Origin of the sequence: Mitsuokella sp. AF21-1AC (assembly GCF_003458855.1) — a bacterium.
In the GTDB taxonomy this organism is placed as follows: domain Bacteria; phylum Bacillota; class Negativicutes; order Selenomonadales; family Selenomonadaceae; genus Mitsuokella.
Genome location: NZ_QRVW01000013.1, coordinates 34,290 through 58,120 on the forward strand (window position 1 = coordinate 34,290; position 23,831 = coordinate 58,120).

At 56.1% G+C, this 23,831-nt stretch carries 22 protein-coding genes; 15 read left to right on the forward strand and 7 right to left on the reverse strand.

All coding sequences use genetic code 11. The features are described 5' to 3' along the window. Nucleotides 1–104 precede the first annotated feature (104 nt). Both gyrA and DWX75_RS06325 read left to right on the forward strand, forming a co-directional pair. Nucleotides 105–2,531, forward strand: a complete 2,427-nt coding sequence (gene gyrA / locus DWX75_RS06320; protein WP_118015491.1) for a DNA gyrase subunit A — start codon at nucleotides 105–107, stop codon at nucleotides 2,529–2,531. Between the two features lie 34 nt (nucleotides 2,532–2,565). Beyond that, a complete protein-coding gene (locus tag DWX75_RS06325) occupies nucleotides 2,566–3,150 on the forward strand; it encodes a Uma2 family endonuclease (protein ID WP_158558770.1) in 585 nt (194 codons plus the stop codon). Nucleotides 3,151–3,218: 68 nt separating this feature from the next. Here DWX75_RS06325 and DWX75_RS06330 read toward each other — a convergent pair whose 3' ends face one another. Both DWX75_RS06330 and DWX75_RS06335 read right to left on the reverse strand, forming a co-directional pair. Next, complete coding sequence (locus tag DWX75_RS06330; protein ID WP_233519499.1) at nucleotides 3,219–3,878, reverse strand: YitT family protein; 660 nt, start codon at nucleotides 3,876–3,878, stop codon at nucleotides 3,219–3,221. A 108-nt stretch (nucleotides 3,879–3,986) separates the two neighbouring features. Next, nucleotides 3,987–4,481, reverse strand: a complete 495-nt coding sequence (locus DWX75_RS06335) for a nitroreductase family protein (RefSeq protein ID WP_118015493.1) — start codon at nucleotides 4,479–4,481, stop codon at nucleotides 3,987–3,989. 208 nt (nucleotides 4,482–4,689) lie between these two features. Here DWX75_RS06335 and DWX75_RS06340 point away from each other — a divergent pair, with 208 nt between their 5' ends. From DWX75_RS06340 to DWX75_RS06350, 3 genes are read left to right on the forward strand one after another with little or no spacing between them, the layout of a single operon-like run. Continuing rightward, nucleotides 4,690–5,208 (forward strand): SRPBCC domain-containing protein, encoded by a 519-nt coding sequence (locus DWX75_RS06340; protein ID WP_118015494.1) that lies wholly within the window; start codon nucleotides 4,690–4,692, stop codon nucleotides 5,206–5,208. Nucleotides 5,209–5,268: 60 nt separating this feature from the next. Continuing rightward, nucleotides 5,269–5,625: a helix-turn-helix domain-containing protein gene (locus DWX75_RS06345; RefSeq protein WP_118015495.1), complete on the forward strand. Its 357-nt coding sequence runs from the start codon at nucleotides 5,269–5,271 to the stop codon at nucleotides 5,623–5,625. Further along, entirely contained in the window at nucleotides 5,625–6,470 is an 846-nt protein-coding gene (locus tag DWX75_RS06350; protein WP_118015496.1) for a type 1 glutamine amidotransferase domain-containing protein, read from the forward strand. Before DWX75_RS06345 ends, DWX75_RS06350 begins: the two co-directional genes overlap by 1 nt. 86 nt (nucleotides 6,471–6,556) lie before the next feature. Here the strand turns inward: DWX75_RS06350 and DWX75_RS06355 are convergent, their stop codons facing one another. Next, a complete protein-coding gene (locus DWX75_RS06355) occupies nucleotides 6,557–7,813 on the reverse strand; it encodes an NADP-dependent malic enzyme (RefSeq protein ID WP_118015526.1) in 1,257 nt (418 codons plus the stop codon). A gap of 291 nt (nucleotides 7,814–8,104) precedes the next feature. Further along, nucleotides 8,105–9,367 (reverse strand): LCP family protein, encoded by a 1,263-nt coding sequence (locus DWX75_RS06360; RefSeq protein WP_199497536.1) that lies wholly within the window; start codon nucleotides 9,365–9,367, stop codon nucleotides 8,105–8,107. A 185-nt stretch (nucleotides 9,368–9,552) separates the two neighbouring features. On the opposite strand from DWX75_RS06360, the gene DWX75_RS06365 reads away from it, so the two are divergent. Both DWX75_RS06365 and DWX75_RS06370 read left to right on the forward strand, forming a co-directional pair. Continuing rightward, the gene (locus DWX75_RS06365; RefSeq protein ID WP_118015497.1) at nucleotides 9,553–10,023 is read left to right on the forward strand and encodes a CYTH domain-containing protein; all 471 of its coding nucleotides are present in this window, start codon (nucleotides 9,553–9,555) and stop codon (nucleotides 10,021–10,023) included. A 276-nt stretch (nucleotides 10,024–10,299) separates the two neighbouring features. Then, nucleotides 10,300–10,989 (forward strand): MgtC/SapB family protein, encoded by a 690-nt coding sequence (locus tag DWX75_RS06370; RefSeq protein ID WP_199497538.1) that lies wholly within the window; start codon nucleotides 10,300–10,302, stop codon nucleotides 10,987–10,989. Nucleotides 10,990–11,058: 69 nt separating this feature from the next. On the opposite strand, the gene DWX75_RS06375 is transcribed toward DWX75_RS06370, so the two are convergent. Genes DWX75_RS06375 through DWX75_RS06385 form a run of 3 tightly spaced genes read right to left on the reverse strand, consistent with a single transcriptional unit; the run spans nucleotide 11,059 to nucleotide 14,660 of the window. Continuing rightward, nucleotides 11,059–12,969 carry a fructose-specific PTS transporter subunit EIIC gene (locus DWX75_RS06375; RefSeq protein ID WP_118015498.1) on the reverse strand — a complete coding sequence of 637 codons (1,911 nt, stop codon included), beginning with the start codon at nucleotides 12,967–12,969 and terminating at the stop codon, nucleotides 11,059–11,061. Between the two features lie 32 nt (nucleotides 12,970–13,001). Next, nucleotides 13,002–13,910: a 1-phosphofructokinase gene (pfkB, locus tag DWX75_RS06380; RefSeq protein WP_118015499.1), complete on the reverse strand. Its 909-nt coding sequence runs from the start codon at nucleotides 13,908–13,910 to the stop codon at nucleotides 13,002–13,004. Nucleotides 13,911–13,913: 3 nt separating this feature from the next. After that, nucleotides 13,914–14,660: a DeoR/GlpR family DNA-binding transcription regulator gene (locus tag DWX75_RS06385; protein WP_118015500.1), complete on the reverse strand. Its 747-nt coding sequence runs from the start codon at nucleotides 14,658–14,660 to the stop codon at nucleotides 13,914–13,916. Between the two features lie 261 nt (nucleotides 14,661–14,921). Here DWX75_RS06385 and DWX75_RS06390 point away from each other — a divergent pair, with 261 nt between their 5' ends. From DWX75_RS06390 to DWX75_RS06425, 8 genes are all read left to right on the forward strand, one after another. Next, nucleotides 14,922–15,839 (forward strand): YitT family protein, encoded by a 918-nt coding sequence (locus tag DWX75_RS06390; protein WP_233519500.1) that lies wholly within the window; start codon nucleotides 14,922–14,924, stop codon nucleotides 15,837–15,839. Between the two features lie 59 nt (nucleotides 15,840–15,898). Beyond that, complete coding sequence (locus tag DWX75_RS06395) at nucleotides 15,899–16,570, forward strand: hypothetical protein (RefSeq protein ID WP_118015501.1); 672 nt, start codon at nucleotides 15,899–15,901, stop codon at nucleotides 16,568–16,570. 106 nt (nucleotides 16,571–16,676) lie between these two features. Further along, nucleotides 16,677–17,972 carry an O-acetylhomoserine aminocarboxypropyltransferase/cysteine synthase family protein gene (locus DWX75_RS06400; RefSeq protein ID WP_118015502.1) on the forward strand — a complete coding sequence of 432 codons (1,296 nt, stop codon included), beginning with the start codon at nucleotides 16,677–16,679 and terminating at the stop codon, nucleotides 17,970–17,972. Between the two features lie 270 nt (nucleotides 17,973–18,242). Further along, nucleotides 18,243–18,692, forward strand: a complete 450-nt coding sequence (locus tag DWX75_RS06405) for an Hsp20/alpha crystallin family protein (protein WP_118015503.1) — start codon at nucleotides 18,243–18,245, stop codon at nucleotides 18,690–18,692. Between the two features lie 211 nt (nucleotides 18,693–18,903). Further along, a complete protein-coding gene (locus tag DWX75_RS06410; RefSeq protein ID WP_118015504.1) occupies nucleotides 18,904–19,167 on the forward strand; it encodes a YhdT family protein in 264 nt (87 codons plus the stop codon). Further along, nucleotides 19,157–20,734 (forward strand): sodium/pantothenate symporter, encoded by a 1,578-nt coding sequence (panF, locus tag DWX75_RS06415; RefSeq protein WP_118015505.1) that lies wholly within the window; start codon nucleotides 19,157–19,159, stop codon nucleotides 20,732–20,734. Before DWX75_RS06410 ends, panF begins: the two co-directional genes overlap by 11 nt. 182 nt (nucleotides 20,735–20,916) lie before the next feature. Then, the gene (locus tag DWX75_RS06420) at nucleotides 20,917–22,938 is read left to right on the forward strand and encodes a diguanylate cyclase (protein ID WP_158558771.1); all 2,022 of its coding nucleotides are present in this window, start codon (nucleotides 20,917–20,919) and stop codon (nucleotides 22,936–22,938) included. 228 nt (nucleotides 22,939–23,166) lie between these two features. After that, nucleotides 23,167–23,799, forward strand: a complete 633-nt coding sequence (locus DWX75_RS06425; RefSeq protein WP_118015507.1) for an NAD(P)-dependent oxidoreductase — start codon at nucleotides 23,167–23,169, stop codon at nucleotides 23,797–23,799. The last annotated feature ends 32 nt before the right edge of the window (nucleotides 23,800–23,831 follow it).

Here is a 23,831-nt window from a genome sequence, read left to right on the forward strand (position 1 = left end):
TGTGAGACGGGCGTTTGTGGACTTTTGAGCGGGAAAATGGTATAATTAAATGCTAAATGATTTTGTAAAAAATGAGTTTATTTTTTAGATTTTGAGGTGAGATTGTGGATTTTGGACAGGGAAAGATCGTGCCGGTCAATCTGGAACACGAGATGAAGAACTCATACATCGATTATGCCATGAGTGTCATCGTTGCGCGTGCACTGCCGGATGTCCGGGACGGCTTGAAACCAGTACACCGCCGCATCCTTTACGCGATGCAGGAAGCGGGCATGGGCTCCAACAAGCCCTACAAGAAATCGGCCCGTATCGTCGGTGAAGTCCTCGGTAAATATCATCCGCACGGCGATTCTTCCGTTTACGATGCCATCGTGCGCATGGCGCAGGATTTCTCCATGCGCTACATGCTCGCGGACGGCCACGGCAACTTCGGCTCGGTCGATGGAGATCCGGCGGCTGCCATGCGTTACACCGAGGTCCGTATGTCGAAGATTGCGGAACTCATGCTGCAGGACATCGACAAGGAAACGGTCGATTTTGCGCCGAACTACGATGAGTCCTTGAAGGAGCCGGAGGTACTGCCGGCGAAGTTCCCGCAGCTGCTCGTCAACGGCACGAGCGGCATCGCCGTCGGCATGGCGACGAACATCCCGCCGCACAACATGTGCGAGGTCATCGACGGCACGCTGATGCTCATTGATAATCCGGACGCTTCTGTTGAAGAGCTCATGACGGTCATCAAGGGCCCGGATTTCCCAACGGCCGGCCTGATCCTCGGCAAGGACGGCATCCGCCAGGCGTACACGACGGGCCGCGGCGTCATCAAGATGCGTGCCAATGCCCGCATCGAAACGATGTCGAACGGCAAGCCGCGCATCATCGTGACGGAGCTGCCGTATCAGGTCAACAAGGCCCGCCTCGTCGAGAAGATTGCGCAGCTCGTGCGCGACAAACAGATCGAGGGCATTACGGATCTGCGTGATGAGTCGGATCGCGGCGGCATGCGCATCGTCATTGACCTGCGCCGCGACGCCAACGCCAACGTCATCCTGAATCAGCTCTACAAGCATACGCAGCTGCAGGACAGCTTCGGCGTCATCATGCTGGCACTCGTTGACGGCAAGCCGAAGATCCTGAACCTCAAGGAAGTCCTGCATTACTACATCAAGCATCAGGAAGACGTCATCACGCGGCGCACGCGCTATGAACTCAAGAAAGCAGAAGCACGCGCCCATATCTTGGAAGGTTTGACGATTGCCCTCGACCATCTCGATGCCGTCATCACGACGATCCGTGAGAGCCGCACGGCCGACATTGCCCGCACGGCTTTGATGGAGGGCTTCAAGCTCTCCGAGAAGCAGGCTCAGGCCATCCTCGATCTGCGTCTCCAGCGCCTGACCGGCCTCGAGCGTGAGAAAATCGAGGAGGAGTATCAGGAAGTCTTGAAGGCAATCGAGGAGTACAAGGCCATCCTCGCAGATGAGAGCCGCATCCTCGGCATCATCAAGGAAGAGCTCACGGCAGTCAAGCAGAAGTTCGGCGATGCCCGCCGCACGCGCCTGACGGTTGATACGAGCGAAATTGATGTCGAAGACCTCATCGCGGAGGAGGATGTCGTCATCACGCTGACGCATAACAACTACATCAAGCGCATGCCGCTCGACACGTACCGCCGCCAGAACCGCGGCGGCAAGGGCGTCAAGGGCATGGGTACGAAGGAGACGGATTTCGTCGAGAATCTCCTGATCACGACGACGCATCATACGATCCTGTTCTTCACGAACCGCGGCCGCGTCTACCATCTCAAGGCATACGAGATTGCCGAGGCCAGCCGCACGGCGAAGGGCACGGCCATCATCAACCTGCTGCAGCTTGAGAAGGATGAGAAGATCACGGCGGTCATCCAGGTCAAGGGCTTCAATCCGGATGCTTACCTGTTCATGGCCACGAAGAAGGGTATCGTCAAGAAGACGAGCCTTGTCGAGTTCAAGAACCTGCACAAGGGCGGCCTCAATGCCATCAATCTCGATGACGATGATGAGCTCATCGGCGTCAAGTTCACGGACGGCGAGCGCGATATGATCCTCGGCACGAAGTGGGGCATGGCCATCGTCTTCTCCGAGGACGATGTGCGCGCGATGGGCCGCGCTGCCCGCGGCGTCAAGGGCATCAGCCTCAACGACGGCGATGAGATTATCGGCATGGATACGCTGTCGCCGAATGCCGAGGTCCTGACGGTTACGGCCGAGGGCTATGGCAAGCGCACGGAGACGAGCGAGTACCGCACGCAGAACCGCGGCGGCAAGGGCCTCATCAACCTCAAAGTCACGGAGAAGACCGGCGATGTCATCGGCCTGCGCGTCGTTCATCCCGACCAGGAGCTCATGCTCATCACGACGGAAGGCATCGTGATCCGCACGAACATCTCCGACATCTCGGTCATCAGCCGCAACACGCAGGGTGTCAAGCTCATGTCCACGGCAGAGAATGATACGGTTGCTTCGATGGCTGTCATGGATCAGAAGAACTGATGACTTGAAGAATGATTTGGGAAGGGGTGATTGTATGGATCATGCAGTAGAGAGGGAATACCAGACGCCATTTGAACTCATCGATGGCAAAGTGGTCATGATGTCGCCGCGTCCTCGTGTGCGCCATGTTCAAGTGGCTGCTCGTATTGCCAACTTATTTGACCAGAAGTTACGCGGCAAACGATACACGGCCCTGCCGGACGGCGTCGACCTCATCCTGGATGAGAAGAACCACTTCATACCGGACGCGATGATTGTCTGCGACCCGGACAAGATCAAGGATACCTGTGTGGAGGGCGCGCCAGACCTCGTCGTTGAGGTCCTGTCGCCAAGCACGGCGAAGCGGGATCGTGGCGACAAGGCAAAGGCTTACGCAAAGGCTGGCGTCCGCGTCTACTGGATTGTCAGCATCGAGACGCGCAGTATCGAGATCTATCACAATGAAGAAGGCCGCTTCGAGCTTGCGCAGGTCTACACCTACTACTCCGAAGCTGACCGTGCTCGCAACGCCGAGCTGCTCGAGGAGCACCGGGAAGAAGAGGCAGACATGCCATACACCATCCCCGTTGAGCTCGCCCCCGGCTTCGATATCACCCTGGCTGATATCTTCGAGAACTGAATCACGTAAGTAACGTAAAAAGGCTATTTCCTTGAGCTGGTTGCTCAAGAGAATAGCCTTTTTGTGTGTTATGATTTATGCGTATGCGGTGCGAGGTAGATGCGGCCGTGGGCATCGACGCGGCTCAGGTGGCGCAGGTAGAAGCGGGCGATGATGCCGGTCAGCAGCGCGGAAATCAGCGTGCCTTCGCGGATGCCCTCGATGGTGCCCATGGTCAGCAGTGAGATGATGGCCGCAAGCACGACGAGGCTGATGTCATTGCCGACCTTGACCTTGCCGAAGTCGATGTGGAATTTATGGGCAAAGATGTAGACGGCGCCTTCGCCGGCGAGCATGAGGACGTCGGCGATGCCTTGTCCAGCCACGCCGAGCGCGACGAGAGCGGTACCGAGCACACAGAGGGCAATCTGGAGCGAGTAGAAATCCGGCACAATGGCAAAGAGCCGCATGAAAAAGTCAATGCAGAGGCCGAAGAGAATCGTCACGGGAATCTGCAGCCAGAAGACTGTCGGGAAGTCGCGCCGCAGCATCAGGAGCTCGAAGATGACGAAGACCATGTTGACGGCAAATGTCGTCTGGCCGAAGGTGAACGGCGAGATCAGGCTCAGGACATACGGCAGGCTGGAGATCGGCGACGTGCCCAAGAGGCTTTTGACGACAAGGGCGATGCCGGCCGATTGGATCATGACAGCCAGGATCAGCAGCAGGTAACGTTTTGGTGTAGACAAATAAATCCTTCTTTCACGGTGTTTTTTTTATTATACAATGCCCGGCAGACAAAGAAAAAGACGAATGGCATGTTTTTATCATGTCATTCGTCTTTTGTGTCACGGCAATCATTCAATCCAGTGGATTTTCCTGGCATCGTAGCGGTCGACCTGGGGCTTCTTGCCGACGGGGTAGCCGAAGGGCAGCAGGGCGAAGGCGTACTGGTTGTCGGGCAGGCTCAGGATCTGACGGACGGCCTCCATGCGCTCGGGGACGGGAGAGACGGCCATCATGACGCCGCCGAGGCCAAGCTCTTCCATTTCAAGCCAGATGTTTTCCGTTGCAATCGCACAGTCGATATCCGTGATACTTGGGAAGATGACGTCCTTGCGGGCAGCGATGACGAGTACGACGGGAGCTTTGGCGGCTGCTCCCGCATAGGGGCTCGTCTTGGCAAGCGCTTCAATCGTCTCGCGTTTCGTCACGACATAGAATTCCCAGGGCTGCTGATTGCCTGCCGATGGCGCGACAAAGCCAGCCTGAAGTAGTTTCTCAATCTTCTCTTTTTCTACGGGCCTGTCCTCGAACTTGCGGACGCTCGTGCGGGTGAAGATGGCGTTCATAGTATCGTCCCTTCTCTTTAGTTGTTGTCTATTATCATTATAGCAGATGCGGCCCATCCTCAATACTATCCTTTTGGGTACTATCATACAATAAAGTGCATTCTTAACAAAAGGATTCTTTGTGGCTATAATGAATGCATCAGCTGAAATGAGCCGCTGCGGCAAAAGGAAAATCTATGAGATACGACGAAATAAATGGAGGATATTTATGTTAAACGAAATTAACTGGCCGCATGACTACCTGCCGGGGCTGACAGATAACTTCGCCTCGAATGAGGTCATCGTCAAGGGCATCGACGCTGCGGAGACGTTTGCGAACCTTATCGACACGAGCATCTGGCCGACGTACTACAGCAATGTCGCGGACGTCGAGTTCGACAATACGGAGGGCACGAAGCTAGCACCGGATACGCGCTTCCGCTTCAAGACGTTCGGCTTCCCGATTGAAGCGGAGATCACGGAGTTCGAGGCACCGCACGATGGTGAGCCGGGCCGCCTGGCTTGGCATGGTTGGGCAGAGGGCGATGCAGAGCACCGCCTCGATGTCATCCATGCCTGGCTTATTGAGGACCTCTCGGAAGGCCGCGTGCGCATCCTGACGCAGGAATCGCAGAAGGGAAAGCCGGCAGCTGAGCTCCACGAAGACCCGAAGGACCCGATGAATGTCGGTCATCAGGAATGGGTTCGCGGCCTCGCTGCTACGGTATTAGCGGCACATCAGGCATGAGTGTTGCTGGAGCTGGCCGGATGGTTGTAGAAGGTGTTGGCAGATGGGAGTGAGCGTTTGATGAAGGAAGCAATGTTCCATTGCCCGGTTGAAGCAGCGCTGAGCCTGATTGGCGGCAAATACAAATGCATCATTATCTGGCACCTGATGCAGCGGACGCACCGCTATGGCGAGCTGCACCGCCTTATTCCGCAGGCGACTCCGAAGATGCTGACACAGCAACTTCGCGAGCTCGAGGCAGATGGCGTCATCCATCGCAAGGTTTACCCCGTCGTGCCGCCGCGCACGGAATACAGCCTGACCGAGTTCGGGAAAAGCCTTACGCCTGTCGTTCAGGCTATCTGCGACTGGGGCAAGGCAAATATGAAAGACAGGATTTTACCGGATCCACACGAAGATCAACAGGAGGGATTTTGATGAAGCAGGTGCTATTCTTATGCCTGGCAGCGCTCCTGTTGCTGCCAATCTTCAGCGCCCATTCAGAAGCGGCCGCGAGCAAGGGCAAGATCCTCGTCGTGGTTTCGAGTCAGGATAAGATGGAGCTTGCCGACAAGAGCATCATGGATGTCGGCTTCTTTCTCAATGAATTCGCCGTGCCGACGGAGTATCTGGCAGAGCGCGGCTATGAGATCGTGCTCGCCACGCCGAGCGGCCAGATGCCGGTCATGGACAAGAGCTCGAACGACAAGAAATTCTTTGGCGGCGATGAAGCAGCGCGCGCCAAGGCTGTGGCGTTCGTCAATGGTCTCAAGCCCATCTCGCTGCAGGACGCCATCAAGGACGGCCTCGAGCAGTATGCGGCCATCTTTGTGCCGGGCGGCCATGCGCCGATGACGGACCTCATGCAGGATAAGGATCTCGGCACAATCTTGCGCTACTTCCACGAGAAGCAGAAGCCGACGGCGTTCATCTGCCATGGCCCGTCTGCGATGCTTGCAGCTCTGCCGGATGCCGCAGCTTACCGTCAGGCGCTTGTCTCGCATGATGCGAAGGGAGCCATGGCTGCTGCCAAGGGCTGGATCTACAGCGGCTACGAGATGACGGTCCTCTCGGATGCAGAAGAGTGGCCTGGCGAAGTCGCCAAGGGCACGGAGATGCCGTTTCACGTCGAGCAGGCCCTGCAGATTGCAGGCGGCAGGATGCGTGTCGATGGCATGTATGGCAGCCACGTCGTCCATGACCGCGAGCTTATTACGGGGCAGAATCCGTCTTCAGATCTTGAGCTGGCCAGGGAACTCGATAAAACACTGTCGGCAAAATAAATCAGGTCTTCAGCGCCTTCCGGAAAAAACGGCTTATCCGTATCGTGTGATGCGGATAAGCCGTTTTTGTTTTTGTTTTGAAATTGTCAAGCCGTAGCTTCCTTGGCGCGTTCGTTTTCAAGCAAATCGTGCGTATGGCGGGCTACCTGCTCCGGCGTGACGTCCGTGCGGCGGGCTACGCCGCTCTCGATGGCTGCCTTGGCGACAGCAGCTGCGACGGTCGGTGCGACGCGCGGGTCGAACGGGCTCGTGATGACGTGATTCTCGTCGAGCTCCTTGGCGTCGATGAGGCCGGCGATGGCCTTGGCTGCGGCCATCTTCATTTCTTCATTGATGGCTTTGGCGCGGACGTCGAGAGCGCCGCGGAAGATGCCCGGGAAGGCCAGCAGGTTGTTGACCTGGTTCGGGTAATCGCTGCGGCCCGTGCAGACGACGCGGGCACCGGCGGCATGGGCGTCTTCCGGCATGATCTCAGGCGTCGGGTTGGCCATGCCCATGATGATCGGGTCTTTCTTCATCGAGCGGACCATGTCCTTCGTGACACAGCCGGCTACGGAAACACCGATGAAGACATCGGCATCCTTGATGACATCCGCCAGCTTGCCGGCCTGATGCGCGGGGTTCGTGATCGTGGCGATGTCGTCCTTGTACGGATTCATGCCTTCCGGACGGCCTGTGTAGATGGCACCCTTGGAATCGCAGAGGATGATGTTGCGGCCGCCCATGTTGTAGATCAGGCGCGTGATGGCCTGGCCGGCTGCACCGGCGCCATTGATGACGAATTTCGAGTCCTGGAAGTTGCGCTTCGTGAGCTTGAAGGCATTGATGAGAGCCGAGACGACGACGATGGCCGTGCCGTGCTGATCATCGTGGAAGACCGGGATATCGAGTTTCTCGCGCAGGCGCTTCTCGATGTCGAAGCACTGCGGTGCCTTGATGTCCTCGAGGTTGATTCCGCCAAACGTCGGGGCCATGAGCTCGACGGCGCGGACAATCTCATCGACATCCTGCGTGTCGAGGCAGATGGGGACGGAATCGACACCGGCAAAGCCCTTGAACAGGATGGCCTTGCCCTCCATGACCGGCAGGCCGGCGCCGGCACCGATGTTGCCGAGGCCGAGTACGGCGCTGCCGTTCGTCACGACGGCGACGAGATTGCCCTTGGCCGTATAATCATAGATCGTTTCGGGATTCTTCTTGATCTCGAGGCACGGTGCGGCGACGCCCGGCGAATAAGCCAGCGTCAGATCACGTGATTTTTCGAGAGGCACCTTGCTGCGCATCTCGATTTTGCCCTGGTTCTCTCTATGCAAAGCCAATGCCTTTTCATTGATGTTATTCATATTCATACACCCTTTCATATGCTCGACTTATCGAGCTCCTACCGATGTTTCCAGTTTAACGATTGTAATTATGAATTACTGTGACTGATGTTACACTTTAAAAATTATTTTTAGTTATGACTCAATAATCTGTAAAATCGTGTTGAATACTATTATATAGTTTTATACGGAAATTACAAATATCCATTATTAATTAGGCCTATAACCGGAAGTTATATGCGCAAAGAAAAAGAGAAGCAGACAGGAAAAATGTCTGCTTCTCTATATGTTCCTATGGATTTATCGAAAAAATCACTGTGTCTTGCTATTGTTGCCGCTGTTTTTTGTTGGAGCGGCAGGAGCCGTGCCCTGGCTGACGCTGCTGGACGGGGACCTGCTTTCCTGCGTCTGGGAGGAACTGCGGCTCTGGCTCTCCGTTGAAGAGGAGCTGTGCGACTTCGCAGAGCTGGAGGACTGGGATTTGCTTGAGCTCTGCGTGCTCTTCTGCGTGCTGCTCTTGCTGTTTGACGATTTCGTCGCCGGGGCAGCCGTAGCATTGGCCGGGATCGAGCTTTCGTACTCGTGCTCGGCACGGTCGAGCAGGGCGCGTTCGCTGGCGTTGAGCTGGATGCCGAGCGTGTCGGCAAGCGTCGTGCGCAATTTGCGCAGATCCGGGATCCAGTAGCTGACGCCGTCGATGTAGAGGGGCTTGCCCGGGACCATTTCCGTCTTGAGTCCATTCTTCTGGGCTTCCTTGAGCGTGCCGGCGAATTCCAGCATCTGGCGGAAGGAGAGGTCGGTCTTGACGGAGGACATGACTTCCTTGATGACTGAAGGCAGTTTCGGGATGATGGTCGGCGAGGTGACCTTGTCCATGCAGGCCTTCATGAATTTCTGCTGACGCTTGATGCGCCCGATGTCGCCTTCCTCGTCGCGGTAACGCACGTAGGTGACGGCGGTCTTGCCATCCATATGCTGCATGCCCGGCTTGAGGTCGATGATGAGGCCGCCGTCGTCGTCCCAGGGATCCTCGTAGTACATGCGCTTCTCGACATCGATGTCGATGCCGCCGATGGCGTCGATGATCTTCTGGAACGCCTGGATGTTGATGACGACGTAGTGGTCCATATTGACGCCGAGGAAATCCTCCACGGTGCGCTGAGCGAGCTTCTCGCCGCCTTCCGTGCCACCCTTGGCACTGCCGTAGGCGTAGGCGGCATTGATCTTATCCCAGCCGTGTCCCTTGATCTTGACGCGGGTATCGCGCGGGATGGACATGAGAGCGGCCTGGTCCTTCTTCGGATCGATGGTGGCGACCATCAGTGTGTCGCTGCGTCCGACGTCGTCTGCTCGTTCATCGACGCCCATGATCATGATGGTCGATTTGTCCTTGGCCGTAAGCAGGCCGTCTTCGACAACGTCGTCGGCTGATTTGTCGAGCAGGCTGTTCGATGCGAACAGGGCACCGGCGGCTGCTGCGCCGACAAAGGCCAGGACCAGCAGCACCCAGAGCCAGACGCGGCGTTTGCGGCGTGAACGGCGTGGCTGGCGCGGCGGGATCGGATTTGTTTGCAAATTGATACCTTCTTTTCTGATGATAGCAAAACTTCCCCATTATTGGGGTATATTCTTATTATAAAGAGCGGCGGGCTCCCATGCAATTACTTTCTTGATATCCACATCATATCGTAAGCAACAAGACTGAAAAAAAACTGTAGGCGTGTTAGAATAGCATGAGGATAAGAAAGGGGAGGATTTTCATGGCAGATGAGATTGAACGCAAATTCCTCGTGAAAGAGGGCTGGCAGCCACAGCATGTGGGCGTGCGCATTGCGCAGGGATATCTGTTGTCTGCGCCGGAACGCATCGTGCGCGTGCGCATCAAGGGGGACAAGGGATTCCTTACGATCAAGGGACGCAATGAGGGCATCCGGCGGCTGGAGTTTGAGTACGAGATTCCCTGTGCGGATGCCGAGGCTCTGCTGAAGCTCTGCGAGCAGCCGCTCATCGAGAAGACGCGCTATCTCGAAGAGGTGGGCGGTTTTACCTGGGAGGTCGATGTCTTCGCGGGAGACAATGCGGGGCTGCGTGTGGCAGAGATTGAGCTGCCGGCGGAGGATACGCCGTTTGAAAAGCCCGAGTGGACAGGGCAGGAGGTTTCCGGCGATGCACGGTATTACAATTCGAGCCTGATTGCCCATCCGTATTGCCTGTGGAAAACAAGGTCATGAGGTGATTGAGATATCCACAGGATATGGTGGGGAAAATCGCGGTAAAAAGCGCAAGATATGGGCGTTGACAAGTTGATTTTCGTATATATGGTGGTTATCCACGGATTTATCCACATTATCCACAGAAAAGGAGAAAAATTTTAGCCACAATATGCACATAGCCCTGTATATATTATAGTAGGAAATGAAAAAATGGGCTTGTGGAAAAACAGTTTATCCACAGGTGTGGATTCTTTTGTGGATAACAGAAAGGGATGCAGATGTATGGGGACTATGATGATATCGAATGAGGAGCTGCTGCTGCGGCTGGTGCTGTCCTGTATCCTGGGCGGCATCATCGGCTATGAGCGGCAATCGCGGCGCAAGTCAGCGGGCCTGCGGACGAATGTGCTCGTCTGTCTCGGCGCCTGCCTCATCATGGTGATGTCAGAAGGGATTTATCAGGGCGTCGAAGGGCATACGAATGCCGATCCGGCGCGTCTGGCGGCGCAGGTCGTCAGTGGTATCGGTTTCCTCGGCGCCGGTGCTATCATGAAGGAGGGGCTGACGGTTACGGGGCTGACGACGGCGGCCTGCCTCTGGGTCGTGGCGGGCGTGGGGCTGGCCGTGGGCGGCGGCTTCTATTCCGGTGCGCTCATCACGACGGCACTCGTCTTCGTGACGCTTGGCACGCTTTCAAAGCTTGACGAGTGGGTGGATCATGAGAAGAATTTCTCGCTATCCATCCACACAATAGACCGTCCGGGACAGATGCTTTTGATCAACAATTGCCTGGAGGGGCTGCATCTGCGCATCCGCGGCGTCAAGATCAAGTCGGATGACTTCGATGATGGCCGCTGGGGCAAGAAGGGGCGCAAGTATCTTTCCATCGACCTGGAGGTCTACAATCCACAGGGCGTCAAGGGTGTCATCGTGGTCGATGCCGTGCGCAGCCTCGAGGGTGTGCAGGGGGTCGATCTGATTTGAATCATGGCAATAAAAAACGTGTCCGTCCGGACACGTTTTTTGTTGCTTGTTTTGATGGGGTGAATGCTCTTATTCCTCGCCCTTCTTGAGCGGCTTCTTGAGGATGGAGAGCACGATGCAGCCGATGACGGCACCGACGAGGATCGATACGAGGTACATCAGCGGGTTGCCGATGGTCGGGACGACGAAGATGCCGCCGTGCGGAGCGCGCAGCGTGCAGTCGAAGGCCATCGTCAATGCACCGGTCACGGCCGAGCCGATGACGCAGGATGGGATGACGCGCAGCGGGTCAGCTGCGGCGAACGGGATGGCACCTTCCGTGATGAAGGAGAGGCCCATGACGTAGTTCGTGATACCGGCTTTGCGCTCGCTCTCCGTGAAGCGGTTCTTGAAGAACGTCGTGCAGAGGGCAATTGCGAGCGGTGGGACCATGCCGCCTGCCATGACGGCAGCCATGACGTGGAACTCACCGGAAGCTAAGAGGCCCGTGCCCGTGACGTAAGCAGCCTTGTTGATCGGGCCGCCCATGTCGACAGCCATCATGCCGGCGACAATCATGCCCATGAAGATACGGGCGGACGGATCCATGTTCTTCAGCGTGTCGACCATCCAGCCGTTGATGGCGGAGACCGGCGGCGCGATGATGAAGAGGCTGATGAAGCCCATGATCAGGATGCCGAAGAACGGATAGATGAGCATCGGCTTGATGCCTTCGAGGGACTCCGGCAGGCACTTCGAAGCTTTCTTGAGAAAGTTGACGATGTAGCCGCCGAGGAAGCCGGCGATCAGGGCACCGAGGAAGCCGGAGCCCGTCGTGCCGGCGAGAGCACCGCCGACGAAGCCGACAGCAAGGCCCGGGCGGTCAGCAATCGACATGGAGATGAAACCGGCGAGGACCGGCAGCATGAAGCCGAAGGAGGCGCCGCCGATATCCTTGAAGAATTTGGCGAGCGGCGTGTTGGAGCCGAAGTTCTTCGGGTCGATGGAGTAATCATCGAACAGGAAGGCCAGGGCGATGAGGATACCACCGCCGACGACGAACGGCAGCATGTGCGAGACGCCGTTCATCAGGTGCTTGTAGATCTGGCGGCCGAGGCTCTCGCCCTGGACGTCAGCAGCGCTTTCTTCCGTGTCGCTGCCCGAAGCGTGGTAAACGGGGGCATCGCCTGCGAGCGCGCGGTCGATGAGCTCATCGGCCTTGTTGATGCCGTCGGCAACCTTTGTGATGACGACTTTTTTGCCATTGAAGCGGGCCATGGCGACGTTCTTGTCGGCGGCGACGATGATGCCGTCAGCTGCGGCAATCTCAGCGTCCGTCAGGATGTTCTTGGCACCGCCGGAGCCGTTCGTCTCGACCTTGATGGAGATGCCGCGCTTCTTGGCATGCTGCTCGAGGCTTTCGGCAGCCATGAAGGTGTGCGCGATGCCCGTCGGGCAGGCCGTGACAGCCAGGACCTGGATATGGTCGCTCTTGGGGGCTTCTTCGACCGTTTCCGCTTCTTCCGCTTTCGGTGCTTCGAACTTGCCATCTTCCTTGAGGTCGATGAGGTGCAGGAACTCTTCCTTCGTCTTGGCAGCGATCAGGGCTTCCTTGAAGTCCGGGTCCATGATCATCATGGCAAGCTGCTGCAGAATCTGGATGTGAGCGTCATTGGCGGAATCCGGAGCTGCGATCATGAAGAACAGGCGGGCGGGGTTGCCGTCCATGGACTCGAAGTCCATGCCCTCAGGAACCGTCATGGCGGCGAGGCCGGCTTCTTTGACGCCTTTGCTCTTGGCGTGCGGCGTGGCAATGCCGTCGCCGAGGCCCGTCGTGCCAGAAGCTTCGCGGGCGAAGACATCGTTTAAGTACTGTTCCTTATCCGCGAGATTGCCGGACGCTGCCATGAGGTCGGCGAGCTGACGGATGGCTGACTTCTTGTCAGTCGGCTTTACGCCCAGAGCGATGCTCTCACTCTTGAGCAAGTCAGTGATACGCATTTATTTCTCTCCTTTTTGATAAATGGATGGAATTACGCAATGGTTTTCAGGAGTGCTTCGACTTCCGGGCGCGTGGCGAGATTCTCGCTGAAGGCGGAAGCGGAGCCCGTGGCGACGCCCATGTGGAAGGCAGTCTCGAAGTCGCCGTTCGATTCCATGTAGCCCGTGATGAAGCCTGCAACCATGGAGTCGCCGGCGCCGACGGAGTTCACGAGCTTGCCCTTCGGTGCCGGGCATTTGAAGTGGCGGCCGTCTGCCGTCAGCATGATGGCGCCGTCGCCGGCCATGGAGATCAGCACGTTCTGTGCGCCTTTCTCCTGCAGTTTCTTGGCGTAGGTGATGATTTCCTCGTCCGTCGTGAGCTTGACGCCGAACATGTCGCCGAGCTCGTGGTTGTTCGGCTTGATGAGGAACGGATGATACTTGAGGACATTGAGCAGGAGCTTCTTCTCGGCATCGACGACGATGCGGATGCCGCGGCCTTCAAGGCGTGCCATGATCTTTTCATAGATGTCATCCGGCAGCGTCTTCGGGATGGAGCCGGCGAGCACGAGCGTATCGCCCTCCTGGAGCTTGTCGAGCTTGTCGAAGAGCTCTTCGCGCTTGGCTTCGCTGATGTCCGGTCCCTGGCCGTTGATTTCCGTCTCATTCTCGGCCTTTACCTTGACGTTGATGCGCGTGAAACCTGCCGGCAGCTGCACGAAGTCGTGCTTGACGCCGAAGGTATCGAGCTGGCGCTTGATCTCTTCGCCCGTGAAGCCTGCCGTGAAGCCGAGGGCCGTGCTCTCGTGGCCGAGGTTCCCGAGGACAATCGAGACATTGATGCCCTTGCCGCCGCCGAGTACCTGCTCGTAGTTCACGCGGTTGATTTCGCCTGCCGTGAAGGAATCGAGCCGTACGATGTAGTCGAGGGACGGGTTGAATGTTACGGTGTAGATCATTTCTTACTCTCCTTCCAGTATCGTGGTGCAGTCCAGATACTTCCTATCGATGAGATGACCGGTGATGATGGTGGCACTTGAGATATTGGCAAATGTGATCGGTGAGATCTTGTTGAACTTTGACTGATCGGCCAGGACGTACGCGTGCTCGCAGCGGGAGAGTGCCTCGCTCTTGACGAGCCCCTCGCTCGAATCCGGAGTGGAGAAGCCGGACTTGACGCTGATGCCGTTGACGCCGAAGAATCCCTTCGTGAAGTTGTAGAGCTCCAGGTTGTGCAGGGCTTCGGTGCCGATGACGGCTTCCGTGACGGATTTGATCTGTCCGCCTAACATGAAGACTTTGAAGCCTTTGGCGGAAAGGCGGGAGGCATGAGGCAGGCCGTTCGTCACGTAGACGGCCTGACGTTCCTTGAGAAAATCCACCAGATGCAGCGTCGTCGAGCCGGCATCGATGTATACGAAGTCGCGCCTCGTCACGAGCGCGGCCGCGCGGCGCGCAATGGCGATTTTTTCTTCGGTGCAGCGGCTGTTCTTGGTCGGCATGTCTTCTTCCATGGCGCTGTAGTTGTTGTCGATGGAAGTGGCGCCGCCGTAGACCTTGTAGAGGAGTCCGCGTTTGTGGAGTACCGTCAGGTCGCGGCGGATGGTGGATTCCGACGTGCAGAGTGCACGGGTCAGTTCCGGAACGGTCACGGCCCGCTTCTCCTTGAGGATGCGCAGGATCGTGGCATATCGTTCTTCCGTAAGCATGGCGTTCACACCTTTCTATACGCCTATAATATCATCAAAGTCAGTCAAAGTCAATCATATCCGCTTATGAATACAAAAGAAATGAGCATAAATAATTGGTAACGATTGCAAATCATATGCGTTCAAGTTTCTTGTGCACACCCATGGACAGGAGAAGGACGTCGTATAGAGATTTCACATTTTTTTCATGGAGAAAGCAGGTGTTTTCTTATATAATGTAAAGTACAGAAGCGCAGTATAAATAGGAAAAGAGGAAGATAGATGACCGATATCAAGCAAGATGTACAGAAGATTGTGCCCACGGAGCGTGCCAAGGCGGTAATCCAGCAGCACCGCAAGGCGTCATTTTACGTCAAGAAATACCTGACGATTTTCCTGGGTGCCATCATCGCGTCCGTAGGACTCGAATTGTTCCTGATTCCGAACAACGTTATCGATGGCGGCATCGTCGGTATTTCCATCATGATGAGCTCAATCACGGGGCTGTCGCTCGGCGTATTCCTCGTGCTGCTCAACATCCCGTTCTTGTATCTCGGCTACAAGCAGATCGGCAAGAACTTCGCCATCGCGACGACGATTGCCATCTGCCTGCTCTCGGCCTGGTCGGCTGTCTTTGCCCCGATTCCGCGCGTGACGGACGATCCGTTCCTCGCGGCCATCTTCGGCGGCATCATCGACGGCCTCGGCGTGGGCCTCATCATCCGCGCGGGCGGCTCGCTGGACGGCACGGAGATCGTCGCCATCATCATGGACAAGAAGTCCGTGTTCTCGGTTGGCGAGGTCGTCATGTTCATCAACCTCTTCATCCTGTCGAGCGCCGGCCTGCTCTATGGCTGGGATAAGGCTATGTATTCTCTGGTGGCTTACTTCGTCATCTCGAAGATGATCGATGTCGTCATCAAGGGCCTCGATGAATCGTACGCCGTCATGATTGTCACGAACGAGCATGACGAGATTACTTCCGCCCTCAACGACCGCCTGGGCCGTGGCGTCACCCTGCTGCACGGCCAGGGCGGCTACACGGGCGAGCCAAAGGAAGTCCTCTACTGTGTCGTCACCCGTCTCGAGGTCGACAAGCTCAAGGAAATTGTGCTCGAGAAGGATGAGAATGCCTTCGTGACAATCAATGCCGTGCACGATATCGTGGGCGGCCGTTTCAAGAAAAAGGCCATTCATTGATTCTGGCAGTGCTGCACGCGAAAACGGCTGCTGCCTGAGATGTTCTGGAGGTGTTTATCATGCGCAAGTTACTCTCTTTTCTCTGTATGCTCGTGATGCTGACGGCTTTCTGCGGCGTGGCGGGAGCGGCGGAACGCCAGCCCCTGAAGGTGGCGCAGTTCCCGCTCATCGTGCAGTCGTCCTGGCTCGAGCCGGGCCTGGAGGTGACGGACGACCTCGAGAGGCAGATCGACAGGGCCCTGCATGTGCCGCTCAACGGCACGCTGCACCGTGTGGAGTACCTGCCGGAGAAGGACTGCCTGGCTGCCTGGGACGAGGCCGCAGCTGAAAGCAGCTCACGGAAAGTCAAGGACAGGGCAAAGGCCATAGCCGATAAGCTCGGCGCGGATCTCGTCGTAATCCCCATCGTTAACGACTACGTCCAGTACACGACGATGAGCTGGCACTGGGACCGCGACATCATCCTGCACAGCTACGTTTCGCTTGAGCTCGTCGTGTACGACCGTGCGACGGACAAGGCCGTCGACAAGAAGGCCTCCCGTTTCTACGATGACGACTATTCCACGACGGGCACGGCTTCCTATCTGGCGCGTGAGGCCATGACGGATCTCATTCAGCAGGTGAACCTGCGCGGCTATATCTGGAATCGTCCGGATGCGGACAGCAAGGCAGACGGTTCGGCTGATAAACAGGCTTCTGCTGGTGATGGACAGACGACTGTAAAAAAATGAGCCTGCCCCTTGACAAGTTACAGTGTTACAATTATAATGTAAACATATTAAATAGATATGTTTAAACACCATTCGGGTGAGCCGTCATAGAAAGGGGCCGTTATTCATGAGTGAAGAGAGAAAGTATCATTTTGAAACGCTGCAGCTGCATGTTGGTCAGGAGCAGGCTGATCCTGCCACGGATGCGCGTGCCGTACCGATTTATCAGACGACGTCCTTCGTGTTCCACAATGCGCAGCATGCCGCTGACCGCTTTGCGCTCAAGGATGCCGGCAACGTCTACGGCCGTCTGACGAATCCGACGGAGGATGTCTTCTCCAAGCGCATCGCAGCACTCGAGGGCGGCGTGGCCGCTGTTGCCGTTGCTTCCGGCGCAGCTGCCGTCACGTATACGCTCGAGGCTCTCGTTCACCATGGCCAGCACATCGTCGCTGCCACGACGATCTACGGCGGCACGTACAACCTCTTTGAGCACACGTTCCCGAACTATGGCATCGAGACGACGTTCGTCGATCCGACGAAGGGCGTAGAGGTCTTTGAGGAGGCTATCAAGGAGAATACGCGCGCCGTTTACATCGAGTCCGTCGGCAACCCGAATGCCAACCTCATCGATATCCAGGCTGTGGCTGACATCGCGCATAAGCACAAGATTCCGCTTGTCGTCGACAGCACGTTTGCAACGCCGTATCAGCTGCGTCCGTTTGAATACGGTGCCGATATCGTCGTGCATTCCGCAACGAAATTCATCGGCGGTCACGGCACGACGCTCGGCGGCGTGCTTGTCGACGGCGGCAAGTTCGACTGGATCGCTTCGGGCAAGTTCCCGCAGTTCGTTGAGCCGAACCCGAGCTACCATGGCATCAGCTTTGCCAAGGATGTCGGCGCCGCAGCCTTTGCGACGTACGTCCGCACGCTGATCCTGCGCGATGAGGGCGCAACGCTCTCGCCGTTCAATGCCTTCCTGCTGCTGCAGGGCACGGAGACGTTGTCGCTGCGCGTTGAGCGCCATGTCGAGAACGCCCTCAAGGTCGTCGATTATCTGGCCAAGAACCCGCATGTCGATAAGGTCAACCATCCGTCGCTGCCGAACCATCCGGATCATGAGCTCTACAAGAAGTACTTCCCGAACGGCGGCATCTCGATTTTCACGTTCGAGATCAAGGGCGGCGCTGAGGCTGCCAAGAAGTTCATCGACCACCTCAAGGTCTTCAGCCTGCTGGCAAATGTGGCCGATGTCAAATCCCTTGTCATCCATCCGGCTTCGACGACGCATTCCCAGATGAACGAGCAGGAGCTCGCCGCTTCCGGCATCACACCGTCGACGATCCGCCTGTCCATCGGTACGGAGCATATCGACGATATCATCTACGATCTCGACCAGGCGTTCAAGGCTCTGGACTAAGCGCATAGTATTTTCAGCAGGGCTGTCTGTCTTTCGTGCAGGCAGCCCTGCTTTTTTGTAAAAAAACTATTTTTCTTTTTGACTTATTGACTTTTTGACTAATTTGAGTATAATAAGAATTGTAAGGAGGTTGAGAGAGCAGGAAGGCCGGAAGGTCCGAGAGCGAACCGCAAACCTCCGGACGTAACCTCAACAATTCGCAAAAGGGTCCGGGCAAAGAGCCGCAGGGCTTATGCCACGGGCTGAGACTTCAGAAAGGGGATCTTGATTATGTTTGGTTTGGTTCCATTTGCATCACGTCATGATTTAGCTAAGGAAGACAACGTATTCGATCGCCTGCTGGACGTCTTTGATGAACCGTTCATGACGAGCTTCAAGGCTCCGGAATTCAAGGTTGATGTCAAAGATAATGGCGACAGTTACGATCTTACGGCTGAGTTGCCTGGCCTCAAGAAGGAAGACATCTCCCTTACCTACGAGAACAATTACCTGACCATCGCCACGAAGAAGGATGAGAAGTCCGATGAAAAGGACGAGAAGGGCAACTATGTACGCCGCGAGCGTCATACGAGCTCGATGAGCCGTTCGTTCTACATCGACAACATCGATGATGCCAAATGCACCGCTGAGTACAAAGATGGCGTTCTCGCCGTCCATATGCCGAAGACGGCCAAGACCGAGGCAAAAGGTCATGAGATCAACATTACGGATGTTGCATGAAGCTGACTAAGCCAAACACCGGCTCGCCGCCTGCGAGCGGCAGCTGGTGTTTGCTTCCATATTACATTGTGAAACATTCTATAAACAAAGAGCAGGAGCTGTTTTTTTACGGTTCCTGCTCTTTGTTTTGTTTGGCATTTCCTCCCAATCGTGTTATCATAAAAACGACGGTACGCATGGATTAAGGTGCGACTGTACAAGGAGGAAAAACATGAATAACTATGAGAAGTACCAGCAGGTCAAGAAAGAAGCTGGTGCGACGGGAGCGCTGCTGCTCACGCTGATCCTGTTCTGGACGGCGGCGGGCTTTGGCCTCGCGGGCACACAGGTGGAGTTTTTGCATCTGCCGCTCTGGGTCTGGGCATCGAGCCTCGGTGTATGGGTGTTTGCCATCGTGGGCGTCAAGGCGCTGACGCATTTCGTCTTCCGCGATATGTCGCTTGAGGATGAGGAGGTGACTCGTCATGACAAATGAGGGGAATCTCTTGGCACTCTTGCCGTTGCTCGTCTTCATGGGCATCATGGTGGGCATCAGCTTCTGGGTCCGGCGCTCGAGTCATGGGCTTGGCCGCGATTTTGTCTCCCAGTATTTCATCGGCAACCGCGATCTCGGCGGCTTTGTGCTGGCCATGACGACGGTTGCCACGTACAGTTCTGTGAGCTCGTTTGTCGGCGGGCCGGGCATGGCATTTTCCATTGGTTTCGGCTGGATCTACATGGCCGTCGTCCAGGTCACATCCATCTTTCTCGTGCTCGGCATCTTTGGCAAGCGCGTGGCGTTGCTCTCGCGCCGCTTTGATGCTGTGACTGTTGTCGATATCATTCGTGAACGGTTCCAGTCCGATGGCCTCGCGGCCATGGCGGCCTTCATCATCGTGCTGTTCTTCTGCGGCACGATGACGGCTCAGTTTGTCGGCGGCGCCAAGCTCTTCGCGACCGTCACAGGCTACAGCTACGAGACGGGGCTCCTGCTCTTTGGCCTCGTGGTCGTCGTCTACACGAGTATCGGCGGCTTCCGGGCCGTGGCCTTTACGGATACCTGCTGCGCCCTGATGATGATGGGCGGCATCGTGCTGCTTCTCTATTACGTATTATCGGCTGGCGGCGGCTACACGGCCATCATGGAAAACATTCACGTGCAGCATCCCGAGATGCTGGAACCGCTTTCGGCCGGACACATGCCCGTTGGCCTCTATCTCACGCAGTGGATTCTCGTGGGCATCTGCACGATTGCCCTGCCGCAGTCCGTCGTGCGCGGCATCAGCTACAAGGACACGAAGAGCCTGCACCGCGCGATGCTCATCGGCACGGTTGTCGTGGGCTTCATGAACATCGGCGTCAATTTCACGGGCATCCTGGCTCATGGCGTGCTCACGGGCTCGCCGGCCGATTACGGCGGTGTCGACTACATCATCCCGAAGACCATCGTCGCGGCCATGCCCTCGGCGCTCGTGGGCTTTGCCATCATCGGGCCGCTGGCGGCGTCAATCTCGACAATCTCGGGCCTCCTGATCGTCGCGTCATCGGCCATTGTCAAGGATGTCTATCTGCACTATAAGCAGAAACATGAAGAAGAGGTTCCGGCACGCCGCCTGCGCCTGCTCTCCGTTGTCGTGACGGCTGCCATCGGCGTGGCGGTCTTCTTCATCGCGCTGACGCCGCCGAGCCTCATCTGGATCATCAATATGTTTGCGTTTGGCGGCCTGGAGACAGCCTTCTTCTGGACGCTGCTCTTCGGGCTCTTCTGGAAGAGGGCCAATAAGCTCGGCGCCATCCTGTCGATGGGCGGCGGCACCCTTGCTTACTGCCTGACGCAGGGCCTTGGCTTCAAGGTCATGGGCCTCCACCAGATCACCATCGGCATCACCGTCTCGCTGCTGTTCTTCCTGATCGGCGCTTATGCGGGAAAACCGGCTGATGCGCGCGTCCTGCAGGTCTTCTTTCCCTCGCGTCCCGAAGGCAGCAAAGGGGAGCCGGAGCAGACGGAACTGCTGGCAGAACCTGTTTGTCCTTTCGGGGGGGGGCAAAAATACCTGAAATAAATACAGGAATATTCGTTCTTCTGGCGAATAGGATATAATGATTGGGGAGGAACCAATCTCAGACATTCATTTGTTTATGGATTGCAGTCGGACGGAAAGGATTTGTCATGAAGCTGTTTTACTCGTTAAAACGAAAGGTTTTGGCCGTGTGCCTTGCCGGCATGCTTCTGATGGCCCTTTGCATGGGTGGTATCAGTATCTGGACAATTTCACATCTGACGCATGACTATGAGCTGCAGAACATGAATCATATTGTCGACGGGAAGACGGCTGATATGAATGATGAACTGCTGCGTTCCGAAAATATCGTGGATTATGCGACGCATTCGGTCGAACGGGAAATCACGGATACCCGGCTGCTCCGGGATCCGGCGTTTCAGCGGGACGTAGCCAGACTCGTGGACAATGACTTCCAGGGCGCTGTGCCGGGCCTCAGCCTGATCTGTTCGTATTATCTGTATTATCCGTCGGAGAATGTTTCCGCTCTCTGGAAGGCGGATATGGACAAGAATGGCACATTTACCGATGTACGGGCAAAAGCTCGTGCAGAGGGGCTTTATTCCTCGCCACGCCATGTCAAGGCATTTTCCTACATGACCGAGCAGGGACAGGCCGCCTGGCTCGCGCCGTATTATTCAGAGGCCTTGCAGCGTTATATCATCTCCTACGTATGCCCTGTCTATAAGCAGGGGGTCATGGTAGCTATCTTGGGCATCGACCTCGATTTTGAGTCGTTTATGCGCGACATTTATGGGGACGAACCGCCGGAAGGCGATCACGGCATGATGATTCTCAGCGATGCCAGCGGTAAGATGACGTATTCACCGGAAGATCCTCAGGGCGTGCGGCTCGAGGATCTCGATATCCATCTGGAAAGCTCCGCGGATGAAGTGAAAGTTGCCGGCATGACCGATGCCAAGATGATTTCGTATCAATGGAAAGGCAAGGACAGCATCGCGGCGGTGACGTCGCTGCGCAACAACATGAATCTCATGGATCTGCGCAATGTCCGTCAGATTTATTCCCGGACGCATAAAGCCCTGATGCAGATGGGCATCGGCCTGATTCTCGTCTGCCTCATCGTCTCGCTGCTGCCAGTCTTCATGATCAACCGCCTGTCCATCCGCCTGCAGAAGGTCATCGGCGCGGCAAAATCGGTGGAGGCTGGTCGTTTCGATATCGATCTGCATGATACGCATCAAGATGATATCGGCGAGCTCAGCCGCAATTTCCAGTCGATGGTGCAGAAGGTGGCTGCGTCGCAGCAAAATCTGCAATACGTTTCGCGCCATGATCCCCTGACGGGCATTCTCAATCGCATGGGACTCGACCATGCCATCCAGACCTGGCTGCTGCGCCATCCCAATGAGCCGGGTGCGCTCATCAGCATCGACATCGATGCGTTCAAGTTCATCAATGATCTTCATGGCCATCTGGCCGGCGATGAAGCCCTGCGTACACTGGCACGCAAACTGCGTGCCGCCTTCGGCGAGAATCACATCATCGGGCGCAACGGCGGCGATGAGTTTGCCATCTTTATGAAGAATGCTACGCCTGAAGAAGTCCTGGACAAGATCAAGTCTTTTTCTGCACAGCCGAAGTATTTCTGTTTCGGCGGCGAGACGCATGATTTTTCCGTGTCCATCGGCTATGCCCTGTATACGGGCGCCGATATGACGCTCTCGAAGCTCTTCCATCAGGCTGATGCGGCGCTTTACGCTGTCAAGCTGCGCGGGCGCAACCACTACCGCTGCTATGAGGAGACGATGGAGAAGCTCAACCGCACGTCGCTCGGCTTCAACCTTGAGACAATCGCGAGCAATCTGCCGACGGCCTTGCTCGTCTGCGAGGCTGCACCGCGCGGCAGGATCCTTTTCGTCAACAAGACAATGCTCGAGCTATTTGAGTGCCAGAATGTCAATGAGTTCATGAATTTCACGCAGGGCATCCAGGAAAATATCATTTGTGGATGTGACCGGGAACGTGTCAAGGAAATGGTTCATCAGCAACTCGCTAATGCGGAGTCCGGCAAGGAGAGAAGCGTGATTTACTGCATCCATACGCTTAAGGGCAACACGAAGCGGGTGTATTCCATCTGGCGTCTGGCCGATAATGCCAATTACGGCAAGGTATTCTACGCTTCGCTAGTCGAGCATCGCCTGATTGAAAAGGATGTAGTACATGATATAGGTGAAAACTCTTGAGGCGCCATGGTGATTTACTGTTTTATACGGGAAGTCTGATAGCAAGAACACGCACGCATTTCTTGGAAATTGCTGCGTGTTCTTTTTTGGAAAAAGATGTAATAAAATTATTGACAACAATACTCGTGGATGGTATTATACGAAATGTAAGATGTAATAAAGAAAGTTACATAATTAATTGCGAAAGAAACGGGGCAGAGCCCTGAGCGTGAAAAGGAGAATGTTATCATGAAAATCGCAGTTGTAGCAGCAAATGGACGTGTCGCTAAGAAAGTTATCGCCGAGGCTCTGAATCGCGGCCATGAGGTTGTCGCCTTTGGCCGCCATGCGGAAAATGACACGCAGGCAAAGGATTACCGCAAGAAAGACATCCTCGACCTCACGAAGGAAGACCTCGCTGGTTTCGATGCCGTTGTCGATGGATTCGGCGCTTGGAAGGAAGAGACACTGCCTCTTTATTCCACGACGACGCAGCACCTCGCCGACATCCTCTCGGGTACGGATACGCGCCTGCTGATCGTCGGTGGTGCCGGTTCACTCTACCTCAATCCAGAGCATACGATGCAGCTGTTCGATGCGCCGGATTTCCCGGCAGAGTATCTGCCGCTGTCCAAGGCAATGGCCAAATCCCTCGACGAGCTGCGCGAGCGCAAGGACGTCAAGTGGACGCACATCAGCCCGGCCGCTGATTTCCAGGCCGACGGCGAGCGCACGGGCAAGTACATTCTCGCCGGTGAAGAGTTCACGCTCAACAGCAGGAATGAATCTGTCATCTCGTATGCCGACTACGCCATTGCGATGGTCGATGAGATTGAGAAGGGCCATCACATCCAGCAGCGCATCTCGGTCGTCCGCGCATAAGTTTCTTTTCTGCATGTAAAACAGGTACGGAG

Bases quoted from the DNA above. Each gene is read 5' to 3' on its own strand.
- DWX75_RS06325 (WP_158558770.1), top strand. From the start codon at position 2,566: ATGGATCATGCAGTAGAGAGGGAATACCAGACGCCATTTGAACTCATC.
- DWX75_RS06335 (WP_118015493.1), bottom strand. From the start codon at position 4,481: ATGAACGCCATCTTCACCCGCACGAGCGTCCGCAAGTTCGAGGACAGG.
- DWX75_RS06340 (WP_118015494.1), top strand. From the start codon at position 4,690: ATGTTAAACGAAATTAACTGGCCGCATGACTACCTGCCGGGGCTGACA.
- DWX75_RS06345 (WP_118015495.1), top strand. From the start codon at position 5,269: ATGAAGGAAGCAATGTTCCATTGCCCGGTTGAAGCAGCGCTGAGCCTG.
- DWX75_RS06350 (WP_118015496.1), top strand. From the start codon at position 5,625: ATGAAGCAGGTGCTATTCTTATGCCTGGCAGCGCTCCTGTTGCTGCCA.
- DWX75_RS06355 (WP_118015526.1), bottom strand. From the start codon at position 7,813: ATGAATAACATCAATGAAAAGGCATTGGCTTTGCATAGAGAGAACCAG.
- DWX75_RS06365 (WP_118015497.1), top strand. From the start codon at position 9,553: ATGGCAGATGAGATTGAACGCAAATTCCTCGTGAAAGAGGGCTGGCAG.
- DWX75_RS06370 (WP_199497538.1), top strand. From the start codon at position 10,300: ATGATATCGAATGAGGAGCTGCTGCTGCGGCTGGTGCTGTCCTGTATC.
- DWX75_RS06375 (WP_118015498.1), bottom strand. From the start codon at position 12,969: ATGCGTATCACTGACTTGCTCAAGAGTGAGAGCATCGCTCTGGGCGTA.
- pfkB (WP_118015499.1), bottom strand. From the start codon at position 13,910: ATGATCTACACCGTAACATTCAACCCGTCCCTCGACTACATCGTACGG.
- DWX75_RS06385 (WP_118015500.1), bottom strand. From the start codon at position 14,660: ATGCTTACGGAAGAACGATATGCCACGATCCTGCGCATCCTCAAGGAG.
- DWX75_RS06390 (WP_233519500.1), top strand. From the start codon at position 14,922: ATGACCGATATCAAGCAAGATGTACAGAAGATTGTGCCCACGGAGCGT.
- DWX75_RS06395 (WP_118015501.1), top strand. From the start codon at position 15,899: ATGCGCAAGTTACTCTCTTTTCTCTGTATGCTCGTGATGCTGACGGCT.
- DWX75_RS06400 (WP_118015502.1), top strand. From the start codon at position 16,677: ATGAGTGAAGAGAGAAAGTATCATTTTGAAACGCTGCAGCTGCATGTT.
- DWX75_RS06405 (WP_118015503.1), top strand. From the start codon at position 18,243: ATGTTTGGTTTGGTTCCATTTGCATCACGTCATGATTTAGCTAAGGAA.
- DWX75_RS06410 (WP_118015504.1), top strand. From the start codon at position 18,904: ATGAATAACTATGAGAAGTACCAGCAGGTCAAGAAAGAAGCTGGTGCG.
- panF (WP_118015505.1), top strand. From the start codon at position 19,157: ATGACAAATGAGGGGAATCTCTTGGCACTCTTGCCGTTGCTCGTCTTC.
- DWX75_RS06420 (WP_158558771.1), top strand. From the start codon at position 20,917: ATGGGTGGTATCAGTATCTGGACAATTTCACATCTGACGCATGACTAT.
- DWX75_RS06425 (WP_118015507.1), top strand. From the start codon at position 23,167: ATGAAAATCGCAGTTGTAGCAGCAAATGGACGTGTCGCTAAGAAAGTT.